At 53.1% G+C, this 19249-nt stretch carries 21 protein-coding genes; 8 read left to right on the forward strand and 13 right to left on the reverse strand.

The genetic code is table 11. The features are described 5' to 3' along the window. Nucleotides 1–34: 34 nt before the first annotated feature. Entirely contained in the window at nucleotides 35–727 is a 693-nt protein-coding gene (locus ACYVHB_RS09880; protein ID WP_461051556.1) for a DNA-3-methyladenine glycosylase family protein, read from the reverse strand. Between the two features lie 614 nt (nucleotides 728–1341). Between ACYVHB_RS09880 and ACYVHB_RS09885 the strand changes: the two genes are divergently transcribed. Next, nucleotides 1342–1644 (forward strand): hypothetical protein, encoded by a 303-nt coding sequence (locus ACYVHB_RS09885; protein ID WP_461051557.1) that lies wholly within the window; start codon nucleotides 1342–1344, stop codon nucleotides 1642–1644. 31 nt (nucleotides 1645–1675) lie between these two features. Here the strand turns inward: ACYVHB_RS09885 and ACYVHB_RS09890 are convergent, their stop codons facing one another. The 7 genes from ACYVHB_RS09890 to ACYVHB_RS09920 all read right to left on the reverse strand — a co-directional run bounded on the left by ACYVHB_RS09890 (nucleotide 1676) and on the right by ACYVHB_RS09920 (nucleotide 6801). Further along, complete coding sequence (locus ACYVHB_RS09890) at nucleotides 1676–2644, reverse strand: zinc-binding alcohol dehydrogenase family protein (protein WP_461051558.1); 969 nt, start codon at nucleotides 2642–2644, stop codon at nucleotides 1676–1678. A 26-nt stretch (nucleotides 2645–2670) separates the two neighbouring features. Next, nucleotides 2671–3372, reverse strand: coding sequence for an alpha/beta hydrolase (locus ACYVHB_RS09895; RefSeq protein WP_461051559.1), 702 nt, complete (start codon nucleotides 3370–3372; stop codon nucleotides 2671–2673). Nucleotides 3373–3374: 2 nt separating this feature from the next. Next, complete coding sequence (gene ygiD / locus ACYVHB_RS09900; protein ID WP_461051560.1) at nucleotides 3375–4247, reverse strand: 4,5-DOPA-extradiol-dioxygenase; 873 nt, start codon at nucleotides 4245–4247, stop codon at nucleotides 3375–3377. Between the two features lie 136 nt (nucleotides 4248–4383). Then, the gene (locus ACYVHB_RS09905) at nucleotides 4384–4869 is read right to left on the reverse strand and encodes a YybH family protein (protein WP_461051561.1); all 486 of its coding nucleotides are present in this window, start codon (nucleotides 4867–4869) and stop codon (nucleotides 4384–4386) included. Nucleotides 4870–4981: 112 nt separating this feature from the next. Beyond that, nucleotides 4982–5458 carry a YybH family protein gene (locus tag ACYVHB_RS09910; RefSeq protein WP_461051562.1) on the reverse strand — a complete coding sequence of 159 codons (477 nt, stop codon included), beginning with the start codon at nucleotides 5456–5458 and terminating at the stop codon, nucleotides 4982–4984. Between the two features lie 142 nt (nucleotides 5459–5600). Then, nucleotides 5601–5954 carry a nuclear transport factor 2 family protein gene (locus ACYVHB_RS09915; protein ID WP_461051563.1) on the reverse strand — a complete coding sequence of 118 codons (354 nt, stop codon included), beginning with the start codon at nucleotides 5952–5954 and terminating at the stop codon, nucleotides 5601–5603. 202 nt (nucleotides 5955–6156) lie between these two features. Beyond that, the gene (locus ACYVHB_RS09920; RefSeq protein ID WP_461051564.1) at nucleotides 6157–6801 is read right to left on the reverse strand and encodes a Crp/Fnr family transcriptional regulator; all 645 of its coding nucleotides are present in this window, start codon (nucleotides 6799–6801) and stop codon (nucleotides 6157–6159) included. Nucleotides 6802–7761: 960 nt separating this feature from the next. On the opposite strand from ACYVHB_RS09920, the gene ACYVHB_RS09925 reads away from it, so the two are divergent. The 3 genes from ACYVHB_RS09925 (at nucleotide 7762) to ACYVHB_RS09935 (ending at nucleotide 10165) form a co-directional block, all read left to right on the forward strand. After that, nucleotides 7762–8172, forward strand: a complete 411-nt coding sequence (locus tag ACYVHB_RS09925) for a (R)-mandelonitrile lyase (RefSeq protein WP_461051565.1) — start codon at nucleotides 7762–7764, stop codon at nucleotides 8170–8172. 113 nt (nucleotides 8173–8285) lie between these two features. Further along, nucleotides 8286–9260 (forward strand): NADP-dependent oxidoreductase, encoded by a 975-nt coding sequence (locus ACYVHB_RS09930; protein WP_461051566.1) that lies wholly within the window; start codon nucleotides 8286–8288, stop codon nucleotides 9258–9260. Continuing rightward, nucleotides 9257–10165, forward strand: coding sequence for a helix-turn-helix domain-containing protein (locus ACYVHB_RS09935; protein WP_461051567.1), 909 nt, complete (start codon nucleotides 9257–9259; stop codon nucleotides 10163–10165). The genes ACYVHB_RS09930 and ACYVHB_RS09935 overlap by 4 nt, the downstream gene beginning before the upstream one ends. 94 nt (nucleotides 10166–10259) lie before the next feature. Here the strand turns inward: ACYVHB_RS09935 and ACYVHB_RS09940 are convergent, their stop codons facing one another. The 3 genes from ACYVHB_RS09940 to ACYVHB_RS09950 all read right to left on the reverse strand — a co-directional run bounded on the left by ACYVHB_RS09940 (nucleotide 10260) and on the right by ACYVHB_RS09950 (nucleotide 14449). After that, on the reverse strand, nucleotides 10260–11870 hold the full coding sequence (locus tag ACYVHB_RS09940; protein ID WP_461051568.1) for a DHA2 family efflux MFS transporter permease subunit: 1611 nt from the start codon (nucleotides 11868–11870) through the stop codon (nucleotides 10260–10262). 110 nt (nucleotides 11871–11980) lie between these two features. After that, nucleotides 11981–13066: an HlyD family secretion protein gene (locus ACYVHB_RS09945; RefSeq protein WP_461051569.1), complete on the reverse strand. Its 1086-nt coding sequence runs from the start codon at nucleotides 13064–13066 to the stop codon at nucleotides 11981–11983. A gap of 63 nt (nucleotides 13067–13129) precedes the next feature. Next, the gene (locus ACYVHB_RS09950; protein WP_461051570.1) at nucleotides 13130–14449 is read right to left on the reverse strand and encodes a TolC family protein; all 1320 of its coding nucleotides are present in this window, start codon (nucleotides 14447–14449) and stop codon (nucleotides 13130–13132) included. Between the two features lie 342 nt (nucleotides 14450–14791). On the opposite strand from ACYVHB_RS09950, the gene ACYVHB_RS09955 reads away from it, so the two are divergent. After that, a complete protein-coding gene (locus tag ACYVHB_RS09955; protein WP_461051571.1) occupies nucleotides 14792–15478 on the forward strand; it encodes a MarR family winged helix-turn-helix transcriptional regulator in 687 nt (228 codons plus the stop codon). Between the two features lie 48 nt (nucleotides 15479–15526). Here ACYVHB_RS09955 and ACYVHB_RS09960 read toward each other — a convergent pair whose 3' ends face one another. Together ACYVHB_RS09960 and ACYVHB_RS09965 are read right to left on the reverse strand one after the other, a co-directional pair. Further along, nucleotides 15527–16096: a hypothetical protein gene (locus tag ACYVHB_RS09960; RefSeq protein WP_461051572.1), complete on the reverse strand. Its 570-nt coding sequence runs from the start codon at nucleotides 16094–16096 to the stop codon at nucleotides 15527–15529. A gap of 8 nt (nucleotides 16097–16104) precedes the next feature. Continuing rightward, the gene (locus ACYVHB_RS09965; protein ID WP_461051573.1) at nucleotides 16105–16422 is read right to left on the reverse strand and encodes an acyl carrier protein; all 318 of its coding nucleotides are present in this window, start codon (nucleotides 16420–16422) and stop codon (nucleotides 16105–16107) included. A gap of 183 nt (nucleotides 16423–16605) precedes the next feature. Here ACYVHB_RS09965 and ACYVHB_RS09970 point away from each other — a divergent pair, with 183 nt between their 5' ends. From ACYVHB_RS09970 to ACYVHB_RS09980, 3 genes are all read left to right on the forward strand, one after another. After that, complete coding sequence (locus ACYVHB_RS09970) at nucleotides 16606–17253, forward strand: MarR family winged helix-turn-helix transcriptional regulator (RefSeq protein WP_461051574.1); 648 nt, start codon at nucleotides 16606–16608, stop codon at nucleotides 17251–17253. A gap of 424 nt (nucleotides 17254–17677) precedes the next feature. Then, nucleotides 17678–17926, forward strand: coding sequence for a hypothetical protein (locus ACYVHB_RS09975; protein WP_461051575.1), 249 nt, complete (start codon nucleotides 17678–17680; stop codon nucleotides 17924–17926). Nucleotides 17927–18088: 162 nt separating this feature from the next. Continuing rightward, nucleotides 18089–19108 (forward strand): helix-turn-helix domain-containing protein, encoded by a 1020-nt coding sequence (locus ACYVHB_RS09980; RefSeq protein WP_461051576.1) that lies wholly within the window; start codon nucleotides 18089–18091, stop codon nucleotides 19106–19108. Nucleotides 19109–19249: the final 141 nt, after the last annotated feature.

The following is a 19249-nucleotide window of genomic DNA, read 5'->3' on the forward strand; positions in this document are numbered from 1 at the left end:
TTCTTTGAACTGAATGAACTGGTTAGTCAGGTTTTCAGGCTGATTGCATATACTCGAAGAGGTAACCAGCGGCCATAGAGCGGTGCGGTCGCCACTGTTCGCCGATGGCTTCCACTTCTCTCTCGGAGGGCATTTCGGGGAGATTATACGCCCGTTGTACGGCCTTTCGCAAGACCAGGTCTCCCGAAACAAGTACGTCGTCCCAGCCGAAGGCGATGAACAATGCCCCGTCGGCGGTCCAGGGGCCGATACCCCGAAAGGAAATCAGTCGTGTTCGTGCTTCTTCGTGCGATAGGTGTTCCAAACCGGCCAATTCGCCCGCTTTCGCCCGCCGAGCCAGGTCTTTTACGCATTCGGCCTTGCGCGTTGATAGTCCGGTAGCCCGCAGTTCGTCGGTGGATAGCTCCGCCAAAATCGATGGATTGTGGTCGGCGGAGTAAAGTGTACGCAGACGGGCGAAAATTGCATTCCCGGCGGTGACCGAAATCTGTTGCCCAACAATCTGGAAGAGAAGTGCTTCAAACAGCCCCTGCACTGGCAGTGTTGACCGCCAGGCGTGGTGATCGAGGTTAGGATTGGCGTCAATCAGGACGCGCATAACGGGGTCTTTGGCGCATAATGCCGCACGTGCCTGGTCGAGCGTCATGCCCTGCCTGTCTACCACATCCTGTGTCCATTCCGGCATGGGATTAGCCGTACTCAGCGATTCAGCTTTCACGGTAGACATAATTTGGATCGGTTAGCTGTTTAAAAATAGATCACCCGGAGCTTGGTCCGGCGTTGACATCAGGGAGATGTACTTGATAAACACAGTACAGGGAAAATAGTTTATAAATTTACTAAATAATTTACCTTGATTGAGGCCCTACCTAACCCCGACGTTAGAGACTAAACTTCCCATAGGGCAAGCGCTTTAGCAAGGCAACTACTAATGACAAAGATACTTGTAAATATAAATACCTTTAAATCAAAATATTAAGTGAAATAATGCAGACTGATGCAAGGCAGACAATCGGTTCAAAATCCATGGTTTATCCAGTCGTTGAAACGGCTCGGATACTTCATTATGGTTCTTTGACCATCCTCTATCACGCTAATTCTGTAGGTAACGTTGCTTAGTTTTGTTTATAAATAAATAATATTACTTTAAGTCAAATTTTGACTATTAGTCAAAAAACAGCGATTTTTTAGTATTGTTATGGTTACAGATCATTAATTTATCAACCGGCTGGGCTGATTTTGAACGTAGGTAATCTTTGTTTGGAGAACTCACGACAAACGCCCGCGTAGCTCACCGCTACAGCCCGCCAGTAAGCACTGGCCTACTTAACCGTGTCGCTTATGAACGGCAACGTTGTTACACTCCCCAAAAACGATACCAGGCAGACGTGGTACCTGCGATGCGGGAATTATTTCGACAACATCCTGATTGGACTGATTCAGGCCGTTCTGATCAACATTGGGGATAATCTGGTCATTCGTCACGATGAGGTAGGACAGAATTTGTTGTTGCGCGAGTTGGGCCAGCGACTGGACCGACCCACCCCCAACACGACCACCCACCTTGATCTGGACCTAAAAACTGATTCGGCTCCCCCACAACGGCCCCGCCGAACCAGCCGCATCGGCTCAACAGCATCCTGAGTCGTGATTTTAAGTCAGGGTACAAACGGGGCTACACCTCCACGACAATTTTGCCTTTGCCTTGGTTATTTTCCATGTACCAATGGGCTTCGGATACCTGGTCTAAACGGAATATTCGGTCGATGCTCAGTTTGATCGTGCCCGCCGTGACCGAGTCGATAAAATCCTGTAGCAGCGCGTTTGTCAGATCGCTGGCTTCGCCCATATAAACCGTCAGACGACCCAGCGAGGGAATATCGCCCATAGGCGTAAAGGCGTCTATGGTCCAGCTATTTCCCAGGATGCCGGTCATGCAAACGATTCCCTTGGGCCGGATGCACTGCAATGAGTCTTTCAGGGTTTCGGTACCCACTAGTTCCAGCACCTTATCGACCCCGTTGGGGAACAACCGCTTCAGTTCCGGCGCAAGCCGACCCTGGTCGATAAACACGTAATCCGCCCCGTTTTCCCGCAGATACGTTTCCTTGTCGGGGTTACGGGTGGTCGCGATAACGGTCAATCCATAGTGTTTGGCTAACTGAGTGGCCAGCATTCCGATGGAAGAGGTACCACCCCGGATGAGCAGCGTCTCGCCCTTTCTGACTTCCAACGCGCTGTTGAGTGAACCCGAAACGGTCTGGAACATCTCTGGAATGGCCCCCAGGGTGGCCCAGGGCAGTTCACTCTCGAAGGGAACAATGATCTCGGCGGGCACCGTCACAAACTCGGCATAACCGCCATCGAATTGACGGCCCATCCCGCCCATGCAGGCGGCCACTTTCTGGCCTGCTGGGTACCGGCCAGATGGATCGTCGGCCACCTCGCCCACGCACTCGATGCCCTGGATGATGGGAAACGTGATTCCCGGCGAATGGCCCTGCCGGGTGTACAGTTCGGAGCGGTTCAGCCCGAACGCCCTGACCCGAATGACGACCCAGCCCGGTTTGGCACTCGGCTTCGGTTTTTCCTGGATGTCAATGACGTCGGGCGGACCGGGTTTCATGGTGACAGCTGCTTTCATAAGATTAAGAATTGTAGAGTACACCATTAGTCAAGTTTGCCCCATCGGTCGGCCAGCCACTGTTTCACATCATGCTGAATATCGGCGGTAATGTGGTGACCGGTGGGGTATTCCTGATACTGGACCGCTACGCCCAGATCGCTCAAATACGTACGGGCATCCCGAGTATTCCAAATTGGCAGAACGGTATCCTGCTGCCCGTGTGCCACATATAACGTCAATTTTTTAAGCGTTTCGGTCGAGTGGTCCGCCGACGCGGCCAATCCAGGCCGGGCAATTCGTTGTTTGGTTTGGTCCAGAATGCGCCCACCAATCACGACGGCCCCGGCCACCCGATCCGGGTTTGTCAGCGCCAGGTGATAGCTCATGACGCCCCCCTGACTAAACCCCAACAGATAGACTCGCTGGCGGTTTATACCGTGTCGTTCGGCCAGTTGGCTGATGAACTGAACGAGTATCAGACGGCTTTTGTCGGCTTGTTCGGCGTTGATGACGGGTGAACCAGACGAGAAATCGACAGCGTACCACCCATACCGCTCCGGCCCCATCGGAAACGGTGCCTGAGCAGATACGACCAAAAAACGCGGGTCTACATCGCCGAACAGCCCCAGCAGTCCCTCTTCGTTGCTGCCGACGCCGTGCAAGAGCAGCAGCAGGGGCGGATTGGCCTGATTAGCCGCCCGGTGGCGATAGCGCAGAATGGTGGTTTCCCCTTTGAGGCTTTGCATGGCTAACCGATTTGAAAGCTACGCATGCTCACGGTGGCAAACTGAAAGCCCTCGTAGAGGTGATGGACCAGCTCATTCGGCTCCCGCAGCCCCAGTACGTACAGCATCGGCAGGTAGTGATCGTTGGTCGGTATGGCCTGTTGAGCCAAGGGGCCAAAACCCGAATAATCGATTAAATCCTGGTGACGATACCCGTCGATGGCCTGCTTGGCCAGCGCATCGAATTCAACCGCCCAATCCTGGGGACGGGCATCGATATTATGCCAGTCTAACACCCGCAGGTTATGCACGATGTTACCGCTGCCGATAATGAGCACGCCTTTGCGCCGGAGCCGGGCCAGTTCCCGGCCCAACTGGTAATGAAAAGCGGGCGGCTGCCGGTAGTCGATGCTGAGCTGGAAAACCGGTACGTCCGCTTTGGGAAAAATGTATTTCAGGATACCCCAGGCACCGTGGTCGAGTCCCATGCGGGCGTCTTCCTGCACGGCCACCGACTGGACTGCCTGCTGCACAGCTTGTGCCATTGCCTGACTCCCGACGGGTTCGTACCGGATCTGAAACAGGCGATCATCGAAGGGTCCGAAGTCATAGATAGTTTGTGGGGCCGGATTGACCGAAACGTACGTGCCGATGGTTTCCCAGTGGGCCGAGATGACTAATACCGCGCTGGGTCGTTCGAGTTGCCCGCCGAGTTGGGTCAGCCGCTGGGTGAAAGCGTTGTCGAGCACGGCGTTGATCGGGTGTCCGTGGCCAATGAACAGGGCGGGCATCCTGTCCGTGGCCGGAAAGTCGTCCGTTACCCGGCGCAGGGCGGGCAGGTCGAACGTGGCCAGCGAGGTAGTGAGCATAGTTTGAATGAATTCGGTTCGGTTCACGTCTGTTGGGGTCAATGGCGTTGAAAACGGATTAGTTGCCGCTGATATCCATGTGCGTGGTGTACGTTTGATTATTCCAGTACAGATACTTACAGGGTACGTAATCGCGCATCCCGTTCAGCCCGGTTGTTGCTTACTAATTCGGCTGATTAAACAGGTAGCGGGCGATCTTCCACTGGCCATTCTCTTTGACAAATACCCACAGTTCCCGGTACGCGTTGGGTGCCGACTGGCCGTTGGATTTCACCGTCAGCGTACCGCTGGACGTTGAGGTGGCGTAGGCATACTTGTCATTAACGACCGTAATCTGAGCGGGCGTGAACTGTAGCTTTAGCGTAACCGCACCGAACAAGCCGTCGAAAGCCCCTTTAATCTGATTCTGACCCGTAGCCGTGGGGTTGCCGGGAGCTAGGAACACACCATCCTGAGCGAAGAGCGGGATAATTCTGGCGGCATCCGAGCCGTTCAGGGCTGCGCCGTAGGTATCCAGCAATTGCTGAATGGCCCGCTGCTCCGCCGGTTTATCGTCAGCAGGACCTGCGTTCGTTGGTTGAACGGTTACGCTGGTAGCAATCAGCGCTGCTACCAGCAAAAAGGCGCGAAATGTGATGGACTTTGTCATCAGTGAAAATTTAAAGAACGGTTGTTTGATTAGTGAATAGGTGCGGATGGCTTTGCTCCATTCAGCGCCAATGTGGTTTGGTAACCGTCGGCTTCTTCGTCTTTGAGAACGACTACTGGTTAAACAGGTAGCGGGCGATCTTCCACTGGCCATTCTCTTTGACAAATACCCACAGCTCCCGGTACGCGCTGGGTGCCGACTGGCCGTTGGCTTTCACCGTCAGCGTACCACTCGATGTCGAGGTGGCAAAGGCATTGTTCGCGTCAGCCACGACGATTTGTGCCGGGGTGAACTGCAGGGTCAGACTGACCGCCCCGAACAGACCCTCGAAGGCTCCCCGTATTTGCGTCTGACCCGTGGCCGTGGGGTTTCCCGGTGCACCGAACACACCATCCTGAGCGAAGAGGGGCGTTATTTGGGCGGCATTCGAGCCATTGAGGGCTGCGCCGTAGGTATCCAGAAGTTGCTGGATGGCCCGCTGCTCTGCTGGTACATCCGTTTCGGGTACGGTCTGGTGATCCTCGCAGGCCATGGTAACTGGAATAAGGACTACCAGTAATAGGAGCAGCTTTTGAAGGTTATTGAACATAGTTGTTAATGAATTTAGACTGGTGAAAACTGGAACGACTGGTTGACAGACAAGCACAAACCAGGGGATAGCTTCGGGCTGTAGCAAACCTGTTCACCACGTTTAGTGTACCGGCGGTTCAGCGGTGCCTGAGTTCCGGACGCTACTGGTTGTAGTAAAACTTCTCGTTGACGATCTGGCCGTTGCGCCAGCGTTGCACGGCCACCTGGTTGTAGTTGCGGGTTCCCCAAAGCGCATGGTCGAAATCGAAGTGCCACTCTGTAGCGGTGATGTCGTCGGAGATGATGACGTTTTTGACCTCCGCTCCCCGGAAGGCGGTAATGTTGCCCACGAAAGCTTCTTCGTGGGCGCGGCAGGCCGCTTTGCCCACCGTCGGTTCGCTCTCGTTTTCCTGCATGACGATATCGTCGGCATAAAACCGCTCAAAGGCTCCCAGAATATCGCCCGCCAGGATTTGCCCATTCAGCTCGTGTACAGATTCTTGCAATGTTTGCATAGTGCAATTAGTTAATAGTTAGTGCGTTCACGTTTGTTGCTGATGCTCAAACAACGGGACAAAGGTCGTTGGTCAGTGAGCCGTCCTCCATTGACATTTGGTAAGACTTTATTTTGATGTAGGTCAACAAAAAGGCCCATCAACGATCCGGTGCGAATCGTTGATGGGCCATGATTGAGCCGGTAGAGTGCACTAATTCGGGTTATGGCTGCCCTTCGTAGAGGGTCTTCTTAATGCGGCTTAGTGATTCGGGCGTGATGCCTAAATAGGAAGCAATCTGATGCTGCGCCACCCGCTGCTCCAGGCTGGGATACCGACGGACCATTTCCTGATACCGCTCCTGAGCCAGCGAACTAATGGTAGACATGAGTCGCTGCTGAGCCGTGATATAGCCGTTTTGAATCAGGAGCCGGAAAAATCGCTCAAAAGCCGGGACACGCGCATACAACGTCTCCAGATTGTCGTACGTAATCAGCACGACATTACTATCCTCTAAGGCCTCAAGGGTATACTGGCTGGGCTGATGCGTCAGAAAGCTGTACAAATCCCCGATCCAGAACTCCTCTGGGGCCAGTTGCAGCACATGTTCACCGCCCCGCTCGTCGGTGGTGAACGAGCGAAGCAGTCCCTGACTGATGAAGGCCATAAAATCGCAGGTTTCGCCCGCTTCGAGCAGGTGCTGCCGCCGACGCAGTTTTTTAGAGGTCAGCAGGGTCGTAAACAGGGAAATTTCGTCGGTCGTCAGCGTAATCTTCCGCTGCACGTTCTTGACAATAAGGTCGTACATAAAAAGGATGCCGATTAGCGGGATGGCAATGTCGATTTCACGGGTAAATCTACGCAGCATGGAAGAATGTTTGTTCCCCTTCACCCACCCAGACCCAGTATACAAAAAGCTTCGGCTTAAGGAGATCGGGCGTACGACTTACAGCAGATTTTGGCCATCAAGGTCATCGATCAAGTCCTGTTTTTATATTTCTGAGTTTGAGCCAGTGCATTCTGATTGACAAATTAAAGACTGGCCAGGCGTAAATAAAATATCCCATTAACTTTTTCAGGGAGATGTTTTGTGTACTACTGATTACGCTTAATAGACATTAAAATCAAAATCAGGTGAATATTGTCATACAGTACGGAAACAGGCTACGCATGATCATGCGTAGCCTGTTTCCGGTGACCTGAAGCTCCCAATATGATTTCGCCGGTACAGTGTACTGGCCAAATCAGTACTTTTTTCATGATTGTTATAGTTAAAATTTACGTGAAGACCAGTCTTCGCGAATGCGCTCATTGAGTTTTTGAAGTACCGTTTCGGTTAAATGAATGCTGCTGGTAACGAGAATTAAATCCAAACGGATGGGTGAGCAAAATCAAGGATTGAATTCTACCGGAACTACCCGTAACCACCTAAATCATAGTCTGTGTTTTGTCCCGGTTAGCAGACTATTACCCCTATACCAACGGGGACAAAATTACCCAATTTTGGCGGGTTAGTGGCCCATGCTCATCTCCATCGGTTCATCTTTCTTGATCTTCGCCAGCAGCACCAGCGGCAGCACGGCCGCGCAGATAATCCCGATCAGCATGAATCTTTCGGCATAACTCAATACAGCCGCCTGGGTCGAAACGGCCCCTTACAATGCCCCCGTCGCTATTTTCTGCGCGTCCACCAGCGAACGCCCTCCGGCCTAAAACTACCGCACTAATGCTGACCAGCTATTTTGGCTAAAACAAAAGGCATTCTGGCTAAATCTGTTTTCCAATCAGTAATGACCTTTGCACCATCAACAAACAGAAACTGATTTTTATGAAATCAATAAGGATTCACCAATCGGGCAGTCTACCAACTAACAAGGCCCCCGAGAAGAACTTCACAGGCGACGTCTATATCAGCGGTTATTTCCAGCGTGCAACGCCGAGCCGACTGGCCGGTGCGATTGTCACCTTTACCCCCGGCTCACGCACGCCATGGAAGGTCAACCCACTCGGTCAGACGCTAGTCGTGACGAGTGGAGTAGGCTGGGCGCAGGGTGAGGGCGAGGAGATTATCGAGATCCGAGCCGGTGACCTGGTCTGGTTTCCGCCCGGGCAAAGGCACTGGGAGGGTGCCATGCCCAATCAGGCAATGACCTATGTCGCCATCCAGGAATCCGCAATCGTTGAGTTCAGGGAGAAGGTGACGGACGAGGAATATTGGAAGGGTTCAGGTCAGGGTTGACCGGCTGTTTTGGCTAAAACAAAAGGCATTCTCACTAAGTATGCTCTTGGCCGGGTGACGACCTTTGCATTGTCAATTACTTAAAAAACGATCGCTTCGGCGATCCGATTGTTATGAAAGCAGTCAGAATTCACCAGTTCGGTGGCCCGGAGGTCATGAACATCGAAGAAATAGAACGCCCTGTTCCCGCACCGGATGAAATTTTGGTGAGAGTGTATGCCAGTGGCGTAAACCCGGTGGACTGGGTAATTCGCAATGGCGCAAATGACAAGTTGAGACCTTTTCTGTCATTGCCCATGACATTAGGCTGGGATGCGGCAGGCGTAGTAGAGGAAACAGGCAGCGACGTAACCATCTTTACCAAAGGCGATGCCGTATATGGTGTTCCCAACTTTCCGGGCGATGGAAGCTACGCCGAATATTGTGCGGCAAAAGCGACTCAGTTTGCCCTTAAACCGAAGCGCATTGGCTTTAATGAAGCAGCGGGTGTGCCTTTGGCAGCTCTCACGGCATGGACGGGAATGTTTGCTCATGGAAAGCTACAGGCGGGGCAACGCATTTTAATCCAGGGTGCATCGGGTGGTGTGGGGAGTTTCGCCGTACAGTTCGCCAAAGCGAAAGGAGCGTACGTGATCGGAATGGCTTCCACAACGAATGTTGAGTACCTCCGGCAACTCGGTGCCGATGAAGTGATTGATTATAAAACCCAGCAATTTGACGAGTTGGTGCACGATGTTGACGTGGTATTAGAGGCTTCGCCCCTTCGTGACAACAACGAGCGACTGAAATCGGTAAGCGTATTAAAAGAAGGAGGAATATTGGTAACCGTCAATACGGATTTCCCGTTTAATGATGAAGTGATGGAAGCCCTTGCCAGGAAAGGCGCAACAGGTGAACTGGCACCTAACCAGCCCAGGCAGGAGTGGCTACAGGAAATAGCACTGTTAATTGATGAAGGCGACGTGCAGGTTCTTGTCAGCAACGTGTTTCCGTTGGAACAGGTGGCCCAGGCCCACCGGGAAAGCGAAAGCTGGCATGTGCGGGGTAAGCTGGTGTTGGAAGTCTTTAAAGAGGATGAATTTGCATGAAACACATTGAAACGATACCTGAATTTCACCGGTTTCTGAAGCTGCCGGCACCACAGCATCCGCTGATTAGTATACTGGATGTTGGCACCGTTCCGCATGTTGATCGCGATGAGCCGATGAATATGGCATTGGATTTTTATTCCATTGCTGTAAAAAGAATGAGCAACGTCAACGTAACCTACGGTCAACAATCGTTTGATTTCAATGAAGGCATCATGTCGTTTATGTCGCCCAAACAGGTCTTTAGCATTGCGGTTGACAACAAAAACGAAGAAGTAAAAAAATCAGGATGGGTGATCTACATTCACCCTGATTTCTTGTGGAATACGCCGTTAGCCAAAACCATCAGACAGTACGACTTCTGGAGTTATTCACTGCATGAAGCCTTGTTGCTCTCGGCGAAAGAAGAAGCTCTTGTCAACAATATTAGTCAAAATATTCAGCAGGAATATCACGCTAACATTGACCGATTCAGCAAGCAGATTATTATCTCACAACTTGAAACGTTACTGAGTTATTCTGAACGGTTTTATCATCGGCAATTCATCACCAGAGAAAAGGCGAATCACCAGGTACTTGATCGGTTACAAGAATTGTTAGATGCTTATTTTGATGGTGACTTCTGGGACAGAGGAGGGCTTCCAACGGTTCAGTATATTGCGGACCAACTGAACCTGTCACCCGGCTATCTGAGCAGCTTGCTGAGAGCATTGACGGGCCTGAATACCCAGCAACACATTCATGAAAAGCTGATTGAAAAAGCAAAAGAACAACTCTCAACAACCGACCTGTCAGTTAGTGAAATTGCCTGCGCCTTAGGCTTTGAACACATTCAGTCATTCAGCAAATTGTTCAAGACAAAAACGAACCTGTCGCCTTTGGCGTTTAAAGCTTCGTTCAACTAATCAAGGGCGGACAGAAAAAACCGCCACCGATAACAAAAATTTGGCAAAAAGCGGTCAGAAATGCTTCTATGAAGCATTTCTGACCATAGTCGGGTCAGTGACCCATACTCACTTCCATCGGTTCGCCTTTTTTGATCTTCGCCAGCAGCACTAATGGCAGCACGGCCGCGCAGATGATGCCGATCAGCATAAACCCTTCGGCGTAGCTCAGCACGGCGGCCTGCGTCGAAACCGCCCCTTCCAGTGCTCCCGTTGCCATCTTTTGCGCGTCGGCCAGCGAACGACCCCCGGCCTGAAACTGCATCACCAACCCCTGGAAGCGATCCACTGCCGCCGGATTCGACAGCGACAGATTCGGCAGCAAATCCATCCGGTGCACGCTGATCCGGCGGGTGACGAACGTATTCACCACCGCAATGCCAATGGCCCCGCCCATGAGTTGCAGCATATTGGTAATGCCCGATGCCTGCGCAATGTCTTTGCCTTTCAAGCCCGACAGACTCAGCCCAGCCACCGGCACGAAGATGAAGCCGAAGCCCACCCCCCGAATCAGTTGCGGCCAGAAAAAGTCCGCTTCCCCCGCCTGCATCGTCGCGCTGAAATAGGTCATCACTTCGTACAGAATCACAAACCCAAAGCCGATAATCACTAATAGTTTGGGGCTTACCCCTTTGCCTATAGCGGCTCCCATAGCGCCCATCAGCATCCCCGTAATCAACGACGAGGGCAGCATTAACAAGCCCGTCCGGGTGGCGTTCCAGCCCAGAAACCCCTGCACGAACACCGGGTACAAAAACACTGAGCAATAGATACCCACCCCGAAGGCCACCCGCAGCACTGACCCCACGGCCACGTTGCGGTTTTTGAGCACTTTCAGGTCCACGACGGGATTTTTGATGGTCAGTTCGCGGTAGATGAACAGGGCCAGACCAATCACGGCGGCAATGCCCAGCGTCGTAATCAGGTTGCTGTCGAACCAGTCTTTGCGCTCGCCTTCTTCCAGAAATATCTGTAGACAGCCAATGCCGACAATCATGAACAGAATGCCCAGATAGTCGATTTTGCCTTCCCGCTTCGTTTTGGTGCCTTTGATGAATTTCCACGACAGGATCGTGGCAATAATCCCAATGGGAATGTTGACGTAGAAAATCCAGCCCCAGTGGAAATTATCGGTCAGGTAGCCCCCCAGCACAGGGCCGAGCGTGGGTCCCATCACGATACCCGCCCCGTAGATGCCGTTCGCCTTGTCCAACTCTTCGGGCGGGAAGGTCTCCACCAGCACCGTTTGGGCCGTGGCCAGCAGGGCACCCCCGCCGATACCCTGCACAAACCGCCACAGAATCAGCATCTCGATGCTCTGGGCCGAACCGCATAAAAACGACGCGACGGTGAAGAGGGCCACCGATGCGGTGAAATACACCTTCCGGCCAATGATATCCGACAGAAAGCCCGTCAGGGGAATGATGATGATGTTTGAGACGGCGTAGGCTGTAATGACCCAGGCCGTTTCTTCGATGGTAGCCCCCAGCGTACCGGCAATCTGCCGGGTGGCAACATTGATGATGGAGGTGTCAATCAGCTCCATGATCGCGCAGGTAATGACGGTAATCGTAATCAGCCATTTGCGGGCACCCACTTCGTAAGTCGGTGCGGTGGCAGGTTCGGACTTGGCCAATTCGTGGCCAGTATCAACAGAGAGTTCCATGCGAGTTGATTGGAAAGAAGGAGTTGGTTGATTCGGTCGGGCTGGCTACCCGGCCCGACCGGATCAGGATGTGTTCACTGGGGGTAGGCGAATCCTGTCGCCAAACAGAATTAGATCTTGTCTTTGACCAGTACGCTGACGCTCATACCAGCCCGCAGGGGCGTCGAGGCATCGGCGGCTTCAGCGAAGGCAATCCTGACCGGTACGCGCTGGGTAACTTTGACGAAGTTACCCGTGGCGTTGTCCGGGGGCAGCATCGAAAAGCGGGCACCCGTAGCGGGGGATACCGATTCGACCCGGCCTCTGAACGTTTTGTCGGGATAGGCATCCACGTTCACCTCGACCGGCTGACCCACTCGCATCTCGGCCATCTGGGTTTCTTTAAAATTCGCGACCACCCAGGTTTTCCGGTCGTCGGCTACCTTCAACAGCGTCTGCCCAACGGATACCACCTGACCCAACTGGATGCTTTTGTCGGAGACGATGCCCGCCGTTGGCGCGGTGATGACGGTGTAGGAAAGCTGCAGCCGAGCATTTTCTAAGTTAGTTCGCGCCTGTTTGACGGCTAACTCGGCCACCCGAATGCCTTCGCCCACCACCCCGACCTGCGTCTGGGCCGTGGTTACCTGCCGACGGGCGGCACTCGCCTGCCGTTGCAGCACCGCTACCTGCGCCTGCGCCACGCGCAATCCGGCTTCGGCCCCTTCTTTCTCGGCTTTCACGTTGTCATAGACTTGCCGGGGGGTCGATTCCTGGGCCAGTAATTGCTCCTGACGGTTGAAATTCAGCGTGGCCTGCCGCACCCGCACGTCGGCGGCTTTCACCCCTTCCTGAGCGGCTGCGATGCTGGCGATAGCGGCTGCCGAATTGTCGCTGACCGGTCCGGTCCCAATCGACGCGGCCTGGGTGTTGCGCCGGGCGACCGACACGTTGGCCTGGGCCTGTTCGAGGGCGATTTCGGCCTGCTGCACCCGCAGCCTGAGGTCGCGGTCATCGAGCAGGGCCAGCGTATCGCCCTGCCTTACGTGCTGATTATCATCGGTACGAATGGCCATGACCGTTCCGTTTACCTTGGGAATGACCGGGCTGATGTCGGATTGAAGCTGGGCGTTGTCGGTTTCCTGACCCGATTCGCAGGCGGTCAATAACGTCGTTAGAGAAAGGGCACTCAGCAGGAGAAATGTGTTGGTTTTCATGGGGTGTTGTTGTGTTTATAAAGACTGGTTTGTAAAGAATAAAGTAGACTGTCAGGAAATGAATCAATTGGTGAGACCGGTGCTTTTCTGGAGTTGCCACAGGGCCAGCCAGGTTCTGGCGTTGGCTGAGCGCAGGTTAAGCTGGGCCTGGAGTTGCTGCGTGTTAGCCTCCAGAAAATCGGTCGGCGTGGTGGCCCCGGCCTGGAGCCGGTTTTGCTCGATGCGGAAGTTTTCGGTGGCCTGCCCGATGGCCGTTTGCGCTAACCGAACCTGTTGACGGGCTTTTACATAGGTCTGGTAAGCCGCATTGACCTCCATCTGAATGCCTTCCCGCGCTTGGTCGAGGGCGGTGTTGAGCCGTTCGATACCGTAGCGGCTTTCGGTTTCTTTGGCCCGGTTGGTATACAGCCCGGCGATATTAAAGCTTAGCAACGCTCCCACCTGCCAGGTGCCGGTAAACTCGGGTTTATTAGGGAACACCCGCTGATTGGGCCGGTTGTAGTCGTAGCTACCGGCCAGACTCAGCGTGGGCAGCCGGTTAGCGACGACTATGCGTTGCCCAATCACGGCGGCTTCCCGGCGCATCCCCAGGGCTTTTACTTCAGTGCGGTTAGCCAAGGCTTCCTGTAGGTAATCACCCAGGGGAGCCACGCTCTGGGGGAAGGTGAACCCGGTAGTATCGATGGCGAAGGGCGTATCCCCATAGCCGATGGCCGTGGCTAAGTTGAAGGTGTTGATCGACCGGCCGGCCTCAATGTCGACCAGATTCGCTTCGAGATTGGAAATGGCCAGATCAATTTTTAGCCCGTCGTTTTTGAGGATAATACCCTGCCGCTCCAGATTTGCGATCTCCCGGCGACGGTCGGTCAGCAGCCGGATATTCTGACGGATCAGCCGTTCGGACGTCTCCAGCAGGTACAGGTTCTGCCATATTTCGGTCACGTTATCCGCAGCCAGTAACTGATACTGGCCGGCTTCCAGTTTAAGGGCCTGGGCTTCCTGTTCAGCCACCCGAATCCCCAGCTTTACCTGACCACCGGCCCAGATCGTTTGCCGCACTGCGAGGTTATTATACGACTGATTGAGAATCTGGGGGTTCAACTGTACCGGGCCAACGTCGGGCAGCGAGACGGTAAAGGGGCGGATATTGTCGCTGATACGGACGTAACTCAGGTTGGCCGTCACGCTGGGCATGTAACGGTCGCGGGCCTGCTGGACGCGGGCGAGGGCGGCACCCTGGTCGGCGGCATTGGTTTTAAGGGGTTTGCTGTTTTGCCGGGCTAACTGCACCGCTTCGTCAAGCGTCAACGTCTTGGCAGGCGTTTGGGCGGTGACTACCCCATGCAGGAGGGCCAGAGCCAGAAGGGAAACCGTTGTTTTCATGGTCGACAGGTGTTGTATTTGATTGTCAATTAATAAACTATGTTGCCTTCTATTTTGTTCACTTATAAACTAATATATTTTTTACATAGTACATTTTCTGTGAATGGTAGTGCCCTTACGCTATAGCGGCTGCGTCCGTCTCAAGTTTTATTTAAAAACACAAATATTTGATAATCAGTATTTTACTATTATTTATTAAACTTATATGACGTATAGAATGTAGCTAAAGGGGTCGATGAAGCTAAAATTTTATTTTCTCAATTATTCTATAATTTAGTTTTTAGCGTGTCCAGCTTGTCTATGAATTAACTAAATTTGCTACTACACCAACCCGATATGAACATGAACACGACGCTGTTAAAGGAATTGATTGATCTGGAGAACGCCTTCGAGCAGCAGTTTCCCAACCCGGTCGATCAGCAGGTCGCTAACTTTTCGGACTGGCTATGCCAGCAACTGCCGCCCAAAACGCCGATAACGGAGACGGGCGCGTATGGCCGAAACTACCTGCCGCCATTGCCAACGTTGCCGACCTATATAGTACAGTACCTGTCGATGGACTATCGCTACCATAAGCAGCACGTAAAGAAGGCCCTGGAGGGTACTCCGCTGATTACCTACGATGATTTTATCTACCTCGTCCTGCTGGTAATGAATGGGAGTATGACCAAAATGAGTCTGGTGGAGGCCAACATCAACGAAAAAGCATCGGGAATGCTGGTCATTAAGCGGTTACTCGACCAGGAATTTGTGATCCAGACCAACGACCTGCACGACCACCGTGTTCGGCAAATGACGATTACGCAAAAAGGGCGGGATATGCTGGCGCAGGTACTACCAGTGATGAGTCAGGCGATGAGCCTGTTTGTTGGCCATTTATCCGAGCGTGAGCAGGCAGAGCTGGCGGACTTGCTGACCAAACTGGATCAGTTCCATAATCCCCTGTTCTTACACGATAAGAACACGTCCATCAGCGAGTTGTACGAAAAATTGGTCACTGCGGAACGGCCGGTCGCCACCCCCGACTAAGTGAGGGAATGGTAACCGGCCGCTCAGCCTGGCAATGGGCGGGCAAACTCAATTCAGGGTCAGCGAACCGGGTGCCGGTGGCACCATGAAGGTGGCCATAAACCCCACCCGTAGCCGTGGTTTGGCTCGCCACAGCCAGTCAAATTTTTTGGGCGTACTGACCGACACGAGGTTAATGATACACTCGATTACCTGTTGGTTGCACTGTACGGCTACCTCCGCCGGTTGGCAAAACGGATAGCGGTGGCCATCGAACAGCACCAAACCGACCAGGCTCAATTGCCCGTCCGGTTCGTTCTGCAGCACACCGGTAATAAGCAGTTCGGAATGGGTCACCCTCAACACCCGCCCCAGAACCGCGTCGCCGGTGCCGAAATCGGCGAAGTCGCCCCGGATCTCAACCCGGTCGATGCGTTGGCCTGAACCATGGTAATAAGCCATACCGGTTGGGTTGTGATTGGTTCCTCCATTGCTGGAGGTGCCTTTTTGCAGGGAACAAGTCATCAGCGAACCCGCCTGGGTAGCCTGGACAATCGGCCCGGCTGGTTGGGCCACCAGCCGACAAGCGGCCAGTGATCCCACGAGCAAGGCTAACCCGGCGATGCGGTTGGTTTTCATGGCGATCCTCAGTTGCAGCATACCGAATAATCGATCATCAGGGGCTGCGAATGCCGGGGGATGGTCCCGATCCCCTCTTCGACGAGGAGGTACTCCGTGAGCGCGTCGATCGTGCCCAGCGAAAGCCAGTCCCGGTCGGTGATGCGGATGCCAAACTCGTCCTCGACCCGGATCAGCAGGTTTATACGATCGACCGCATCCAGCCCCAGATCGCGGGTGAAGTGGGCCTCGTCCGTCAGGATTGAAACGGGCAGGCGGAACTCAATCAAAAGGTGCCGAATCCGGTCGGCGGCTGACCGCGTGGGTTGGCGTAGAGTCGTATTCATGGACAGGAATCAGTTTATAGTCAATTAATGAACCTAATTTTCAGGAAAATAGTTTATTAATTAGCTTGATTATTGTCAGGTTTAGCCTATAATCCTGTTAATCAGGGTTAGTTTGATTTATTTTTTGTTTATAAATCAACAAAATTAGTTAGGGCTATCACGTCAACTATTACCTGTACAGTTATGAACGTGACCTTATTGAAAGACCTGCTTGATCTGGGCGATGCCTTCGAGCGGGCGCACCCCGACCCGGCCGACCAAACAAAAGCCGGTTTTCTGGCCTGGGCGTCGGCCATTCATTCCGGTCCGGCAGTGGCCGATACGGGATACCGCTACTATTCGGCGGACGTACCCGTGTTGCAAACCCGGCTCACCCACTTAGTGACGAAGTTGTACCGTTATTTCCGGGTCTATGTCAAAAAGGCGTTCGAGACGGCCCCGCTGCTCTCGTTCGATGATTTTATCGCTTTAGCCTACTTAGCCGGACGGGGGAGTATGTTCAAAACCGACTTGGTGGCGGCCATCGTCAACGAGAAAGCGTCGGGGATGCTGGTCATTAAACGACTGATCAACAGCGGGTTCGTGGCTCAGACCGATGATAACGCCGATAAGCGTACCCGCCTGCTTACCCTGACCGAATCCGGTTGGGCGACGCTGCGGACCTTTCAACCCGCCATGAACGAGGCTACTGCGCTCTTCAAAGGCGACCTGACCGAAACCGAACAGCGCGAACTAAGCAGGCTGATGGCCCAGTTGGATGCGTTTCACGGCCCGATTTATCAGGCGCACCTGAACCACAAAGACATTACCGACTACAAGCTGGCAACCTAATGGGGTACTAACGAAGCCTGGGGTAATCTTTCCTGATCGGACATCGGCGTTGCCCTTTCCCTTTCCAGTAATGGGCCGATCCTTGTCAATAATGACAATCGACTACCTGTCCGATCACAAGCATTTAACTAAATCTGATCATGAAAGCCAAAAAATCTAAATCGCAACGCCGGTCGGTGAAAGCGAGTACCCCGTCAATGACATCGCCAAAGTCGGCATTCCCGTATAAGCCAAACTTTCAGGTACTGAAAGTCAATAAGACAGCGGCTTTGCCTAAGTCTAAGTCGCACATTCGGGTAATGAGAGGCCAGTTTACATAATTGCCCGCTGGCTTAGTCAGTCGTCTCAATCGTATCGTGTACCCCTGAAAGTGAGCCAGTGGAGATGAGTGATTAAATTGCGCCGTGCCAAGACTCTTATCGGGATGCTTTTAAACTTGATTGGACGCGCTATTAATACCCGCGTGCTTACCCTGACCGAATCCGATTGGGCGACGCTGCGGGCCTTTCAGCCCGCCATGAACGAGGCTACCGCGCTCTTCAAAGGCGACCTGACCGAAACCGAACAGCGCGAACTAAGCAGACTGATAGCCCGGCTGGATGCGTTTCACGGTCCTATCTATCAGGCGCATATGACTCACAAAGACATAACCGAGTACAAGCTGGCAAACTAACCGGGCGTAGCCAAAGCTCCGAAATAGTCGGGGCTTCGGTTGGGATTGTCAGACGAAGATGGTTGTCAGGTAGTTGACCGACATAATCCAAACACATACCGGCCTGACCCGGTTGATAGGAATGGTTAACGAAAGCAATACGGATAATCGTCAGCCGCGACTATGGCCGTTGAACTGGAATTTAAAGTAGAGAAAGGATTCGATTTCGCGCAGGCATTCGCTGCCCGCTTCAATTTGAGCGTTGACCACGACCGGGTATTGGTGCCTGACTCCCTGGGCACGGGGTCTATCAAAGAAGTTTACTTAGATAACGGACTGGGGTTATGCTTCCATCAATACCGGTTGAAACAACCGTTTGTCCTCAAACGAATGGCTTCTCCCGGCGAATCCAACTTGTTGACGCTACGCTTCAGCAGTGCTAAAACGTCCGTTACATCAACGGTCCATCCGAGCGAGCAGGAACCTATCTATGGGATTGACTACGCCGTTGAGGTAGCCACCAGCAACCTGTTTGCCGAGATTACACTTAGCCCCGATCAGGCGGTGAAATTCCTGGCGATCACGCTCTCCCGGCAAGCGTTGCTGGATTTACTGCACTTAGATGATCAGGCCGGTCCTATGCGCGACACGTTGCGGGATACCAACTCGTTTGTGTTTCACGAAGGCATGACCCCCCAGATGGAGCAAACCTTCAACCAGCTTTGCGCTGTTAATGAATCGACTACGCTCGCTCATCTGCTCTATCAGAACAAGGCGCATGAACTCATCTATTTATTATTCACCAAACTCCTCACCCGACCTGTCGTCCGTGTTACGCCGGTGGACCCTGCCGATGCTCAGAAGCTCTACATGGCCCGGTCCATTATTCTGACGGATCTGAGCCAGACCCCGCAATTACCCCAGTTGGCCCGCCAGATTGGGATGAGTCAAACCCGAATGAATCGACTTTTTCGTCAGATTTTTGGCGACAGCCTCTACAACTACTACCAGGCCGCCCGCCTGGCCGAAGCGGCCCGCCTGCTCGCCCGTCTATCGGTTTCGGAAACGGGTTACCGGTTAGGCTTCACTAACCTAAGCCACTTTACCCGCCTGTTCGAGCGGCATTTTCAACTGAAACCCAAGCAGTATAAAGCCACGCTCCCCCCGCTTAAATCGGATGGATGGGACTATTATGCGGCTTGATAGGGCTAAAATAGCCCCATCAAGCCGTGACCTTTGTCGAGTTATCAGCGCGATAGGCGCTTTAACTTACTCACAACTGATTTCTCGTTATGGATTCATCGCATCCTCTATCGCTTAACCCCTATACGCTGGGGGCTATGG

Source organism: Spirosoma arcticum (genome assembly GCF_054779955.1).

Bases quoted from the DNA above. Each gene is read 5' to 3' on its own strand.
- ACYVHB_RS09940 (WP_461051568.1), bottom strand. From the start codon at position 11,870: ATGGAACTCTCTGTTGATACTGGCCACGAATTGGCCAAGTCCGAACCT.
- ACYVHB_RS09925 (WP_461051565.1), top strand. From the start codon at position 7,762: ATGAAATCAATAAGGATTCACCAATCGGGCAGTCTACCAACTAACAAG.
- ACYVHB_RS09890 (WP_461051558.1), bottom strand. From the start codon at position 2,644: ATGAAAGCAGCTGTCACCATGAAACCCGGTCCGCCCGACGTCATTGAC.
- ACYVHB_RS09955 (WP_461051571.1), top strand. From the start codon at position 14,792: ATGAACACGACGCTGTTAAAGGAATTGATTGATCTGGAGAACGCCTTC.
- ACYVHB_RS09950 (WP_461051570.1), bottom strand. From the start codon at position 14,449: ATGAAAACAACGGTTTCCCTTCTGGCTCTGGCCCTCCTGCATGGGGTA.
- ACYVHB_RS09880 (WP_461051556.1), bottom strand. From the start codon at position 727: ATGTCTACCGTGAAAGCTGAATCGCTGAGTACGGCTAATCCCATGCCG.
- ACYVHB_RS09980 (WP_461051576.1), top strand. From the start codon at position 18,089: ATGGCCGTTGAACTGGAATTTAAAGTAGAGAAAGGATTCGATTTCGCG.
- ACYVHB_RS09945 (WP_461051569.1), bottom strand. From the start codon at position 13,066: ATGAAAACCAACACATTTCTCCTGCTGAGTGCCCTTTCTCTAACGACG.
- ACYVHB_RS09895 (WP_461051559.1), bottom strand. From the start codon at position 3,372: ATGCAAAGCCTCAAAGGGGAAACCACCATTCTGCGCTATCGCCACCGG.
- ACYVHB_RS09885 (WP_461051557.1), top strand. From the start codon at position 1,342: ATGAACGGCAACGTTGTTACACTCCCCAAAAACGATACCAGGCAGACG.
- ACYVHB_RS09975 (WP_461051575.1), top strand. From the start codon at position 17,678: ATGCTTTTAAACTTGATTGGACGCGCTATTAATACCCGCGTGCTTACC.
- ACYVHB_RS09930 (WP_461051566.1), top strand. From the start codon at position 8,286: ATGAAAGCAGTCAGAATTCACCAGTTCGGTGGCCCGGAGGTCATGAAC.
- ACYVHB_RS09965 (WP_461051573.1), bottom strand. From the start codon at position 16,422: ATGAATACGACTCTACGCCAACCCACGCGGTCAGCCGCCGACCGGATT.
- ACYVHB_RS09960 (WP_461051572.1), bottom strand. From the start codon at position 16,096: ATGAAAACCAACCGCATCGCCGGGTTAGCCTTGCTCGTGGGATCACTG.
- ACYVHB_RS09915 (WP_461051563.1), bottom strand. From the start codon at position 5,954: ATGCAAACATTGCAAGAATCTGTACACGAGCTGAATGGGCAAATCCTG.
- ACYVHB_RS09910 (WP_461051562.1), bottom strand. From the start codon at position 5,458: ATGTTCAATAACCTTCAAAAGCTGCTCCTATTACTGGTAGTCCTTATT.
- ACYVHB_RS09935 (WP_461051567.1), top strand. From the start codon at position 9,257: ATGAAACACATTGAAACGATACCTGAATTTCACCGGTTTCTGAAGCTG.
- ACYVHB_RS09970 (WP_461051574.1), top strand. From the start codon at position 16,606: ATGAACGTGACCTTATTGAAAGACCTGCTTGATCTGGGCGATGCCTTC.
- ACYVHB_RS09920 (WP_461051564.1), bottom strand. From the start codon at position 6,801: ATGCTGCGTAGATTTACCCGTGAAATCGACATTGCCATCCCGCTAATC.
- ACYVHB_RS09905 (WP_461051561.1), bottom strand. From the start codon at position 4,869: ATGACAAAGTCCATCACATTTCGCGCCTTTTTGCTGGTAGCAGCGCTG.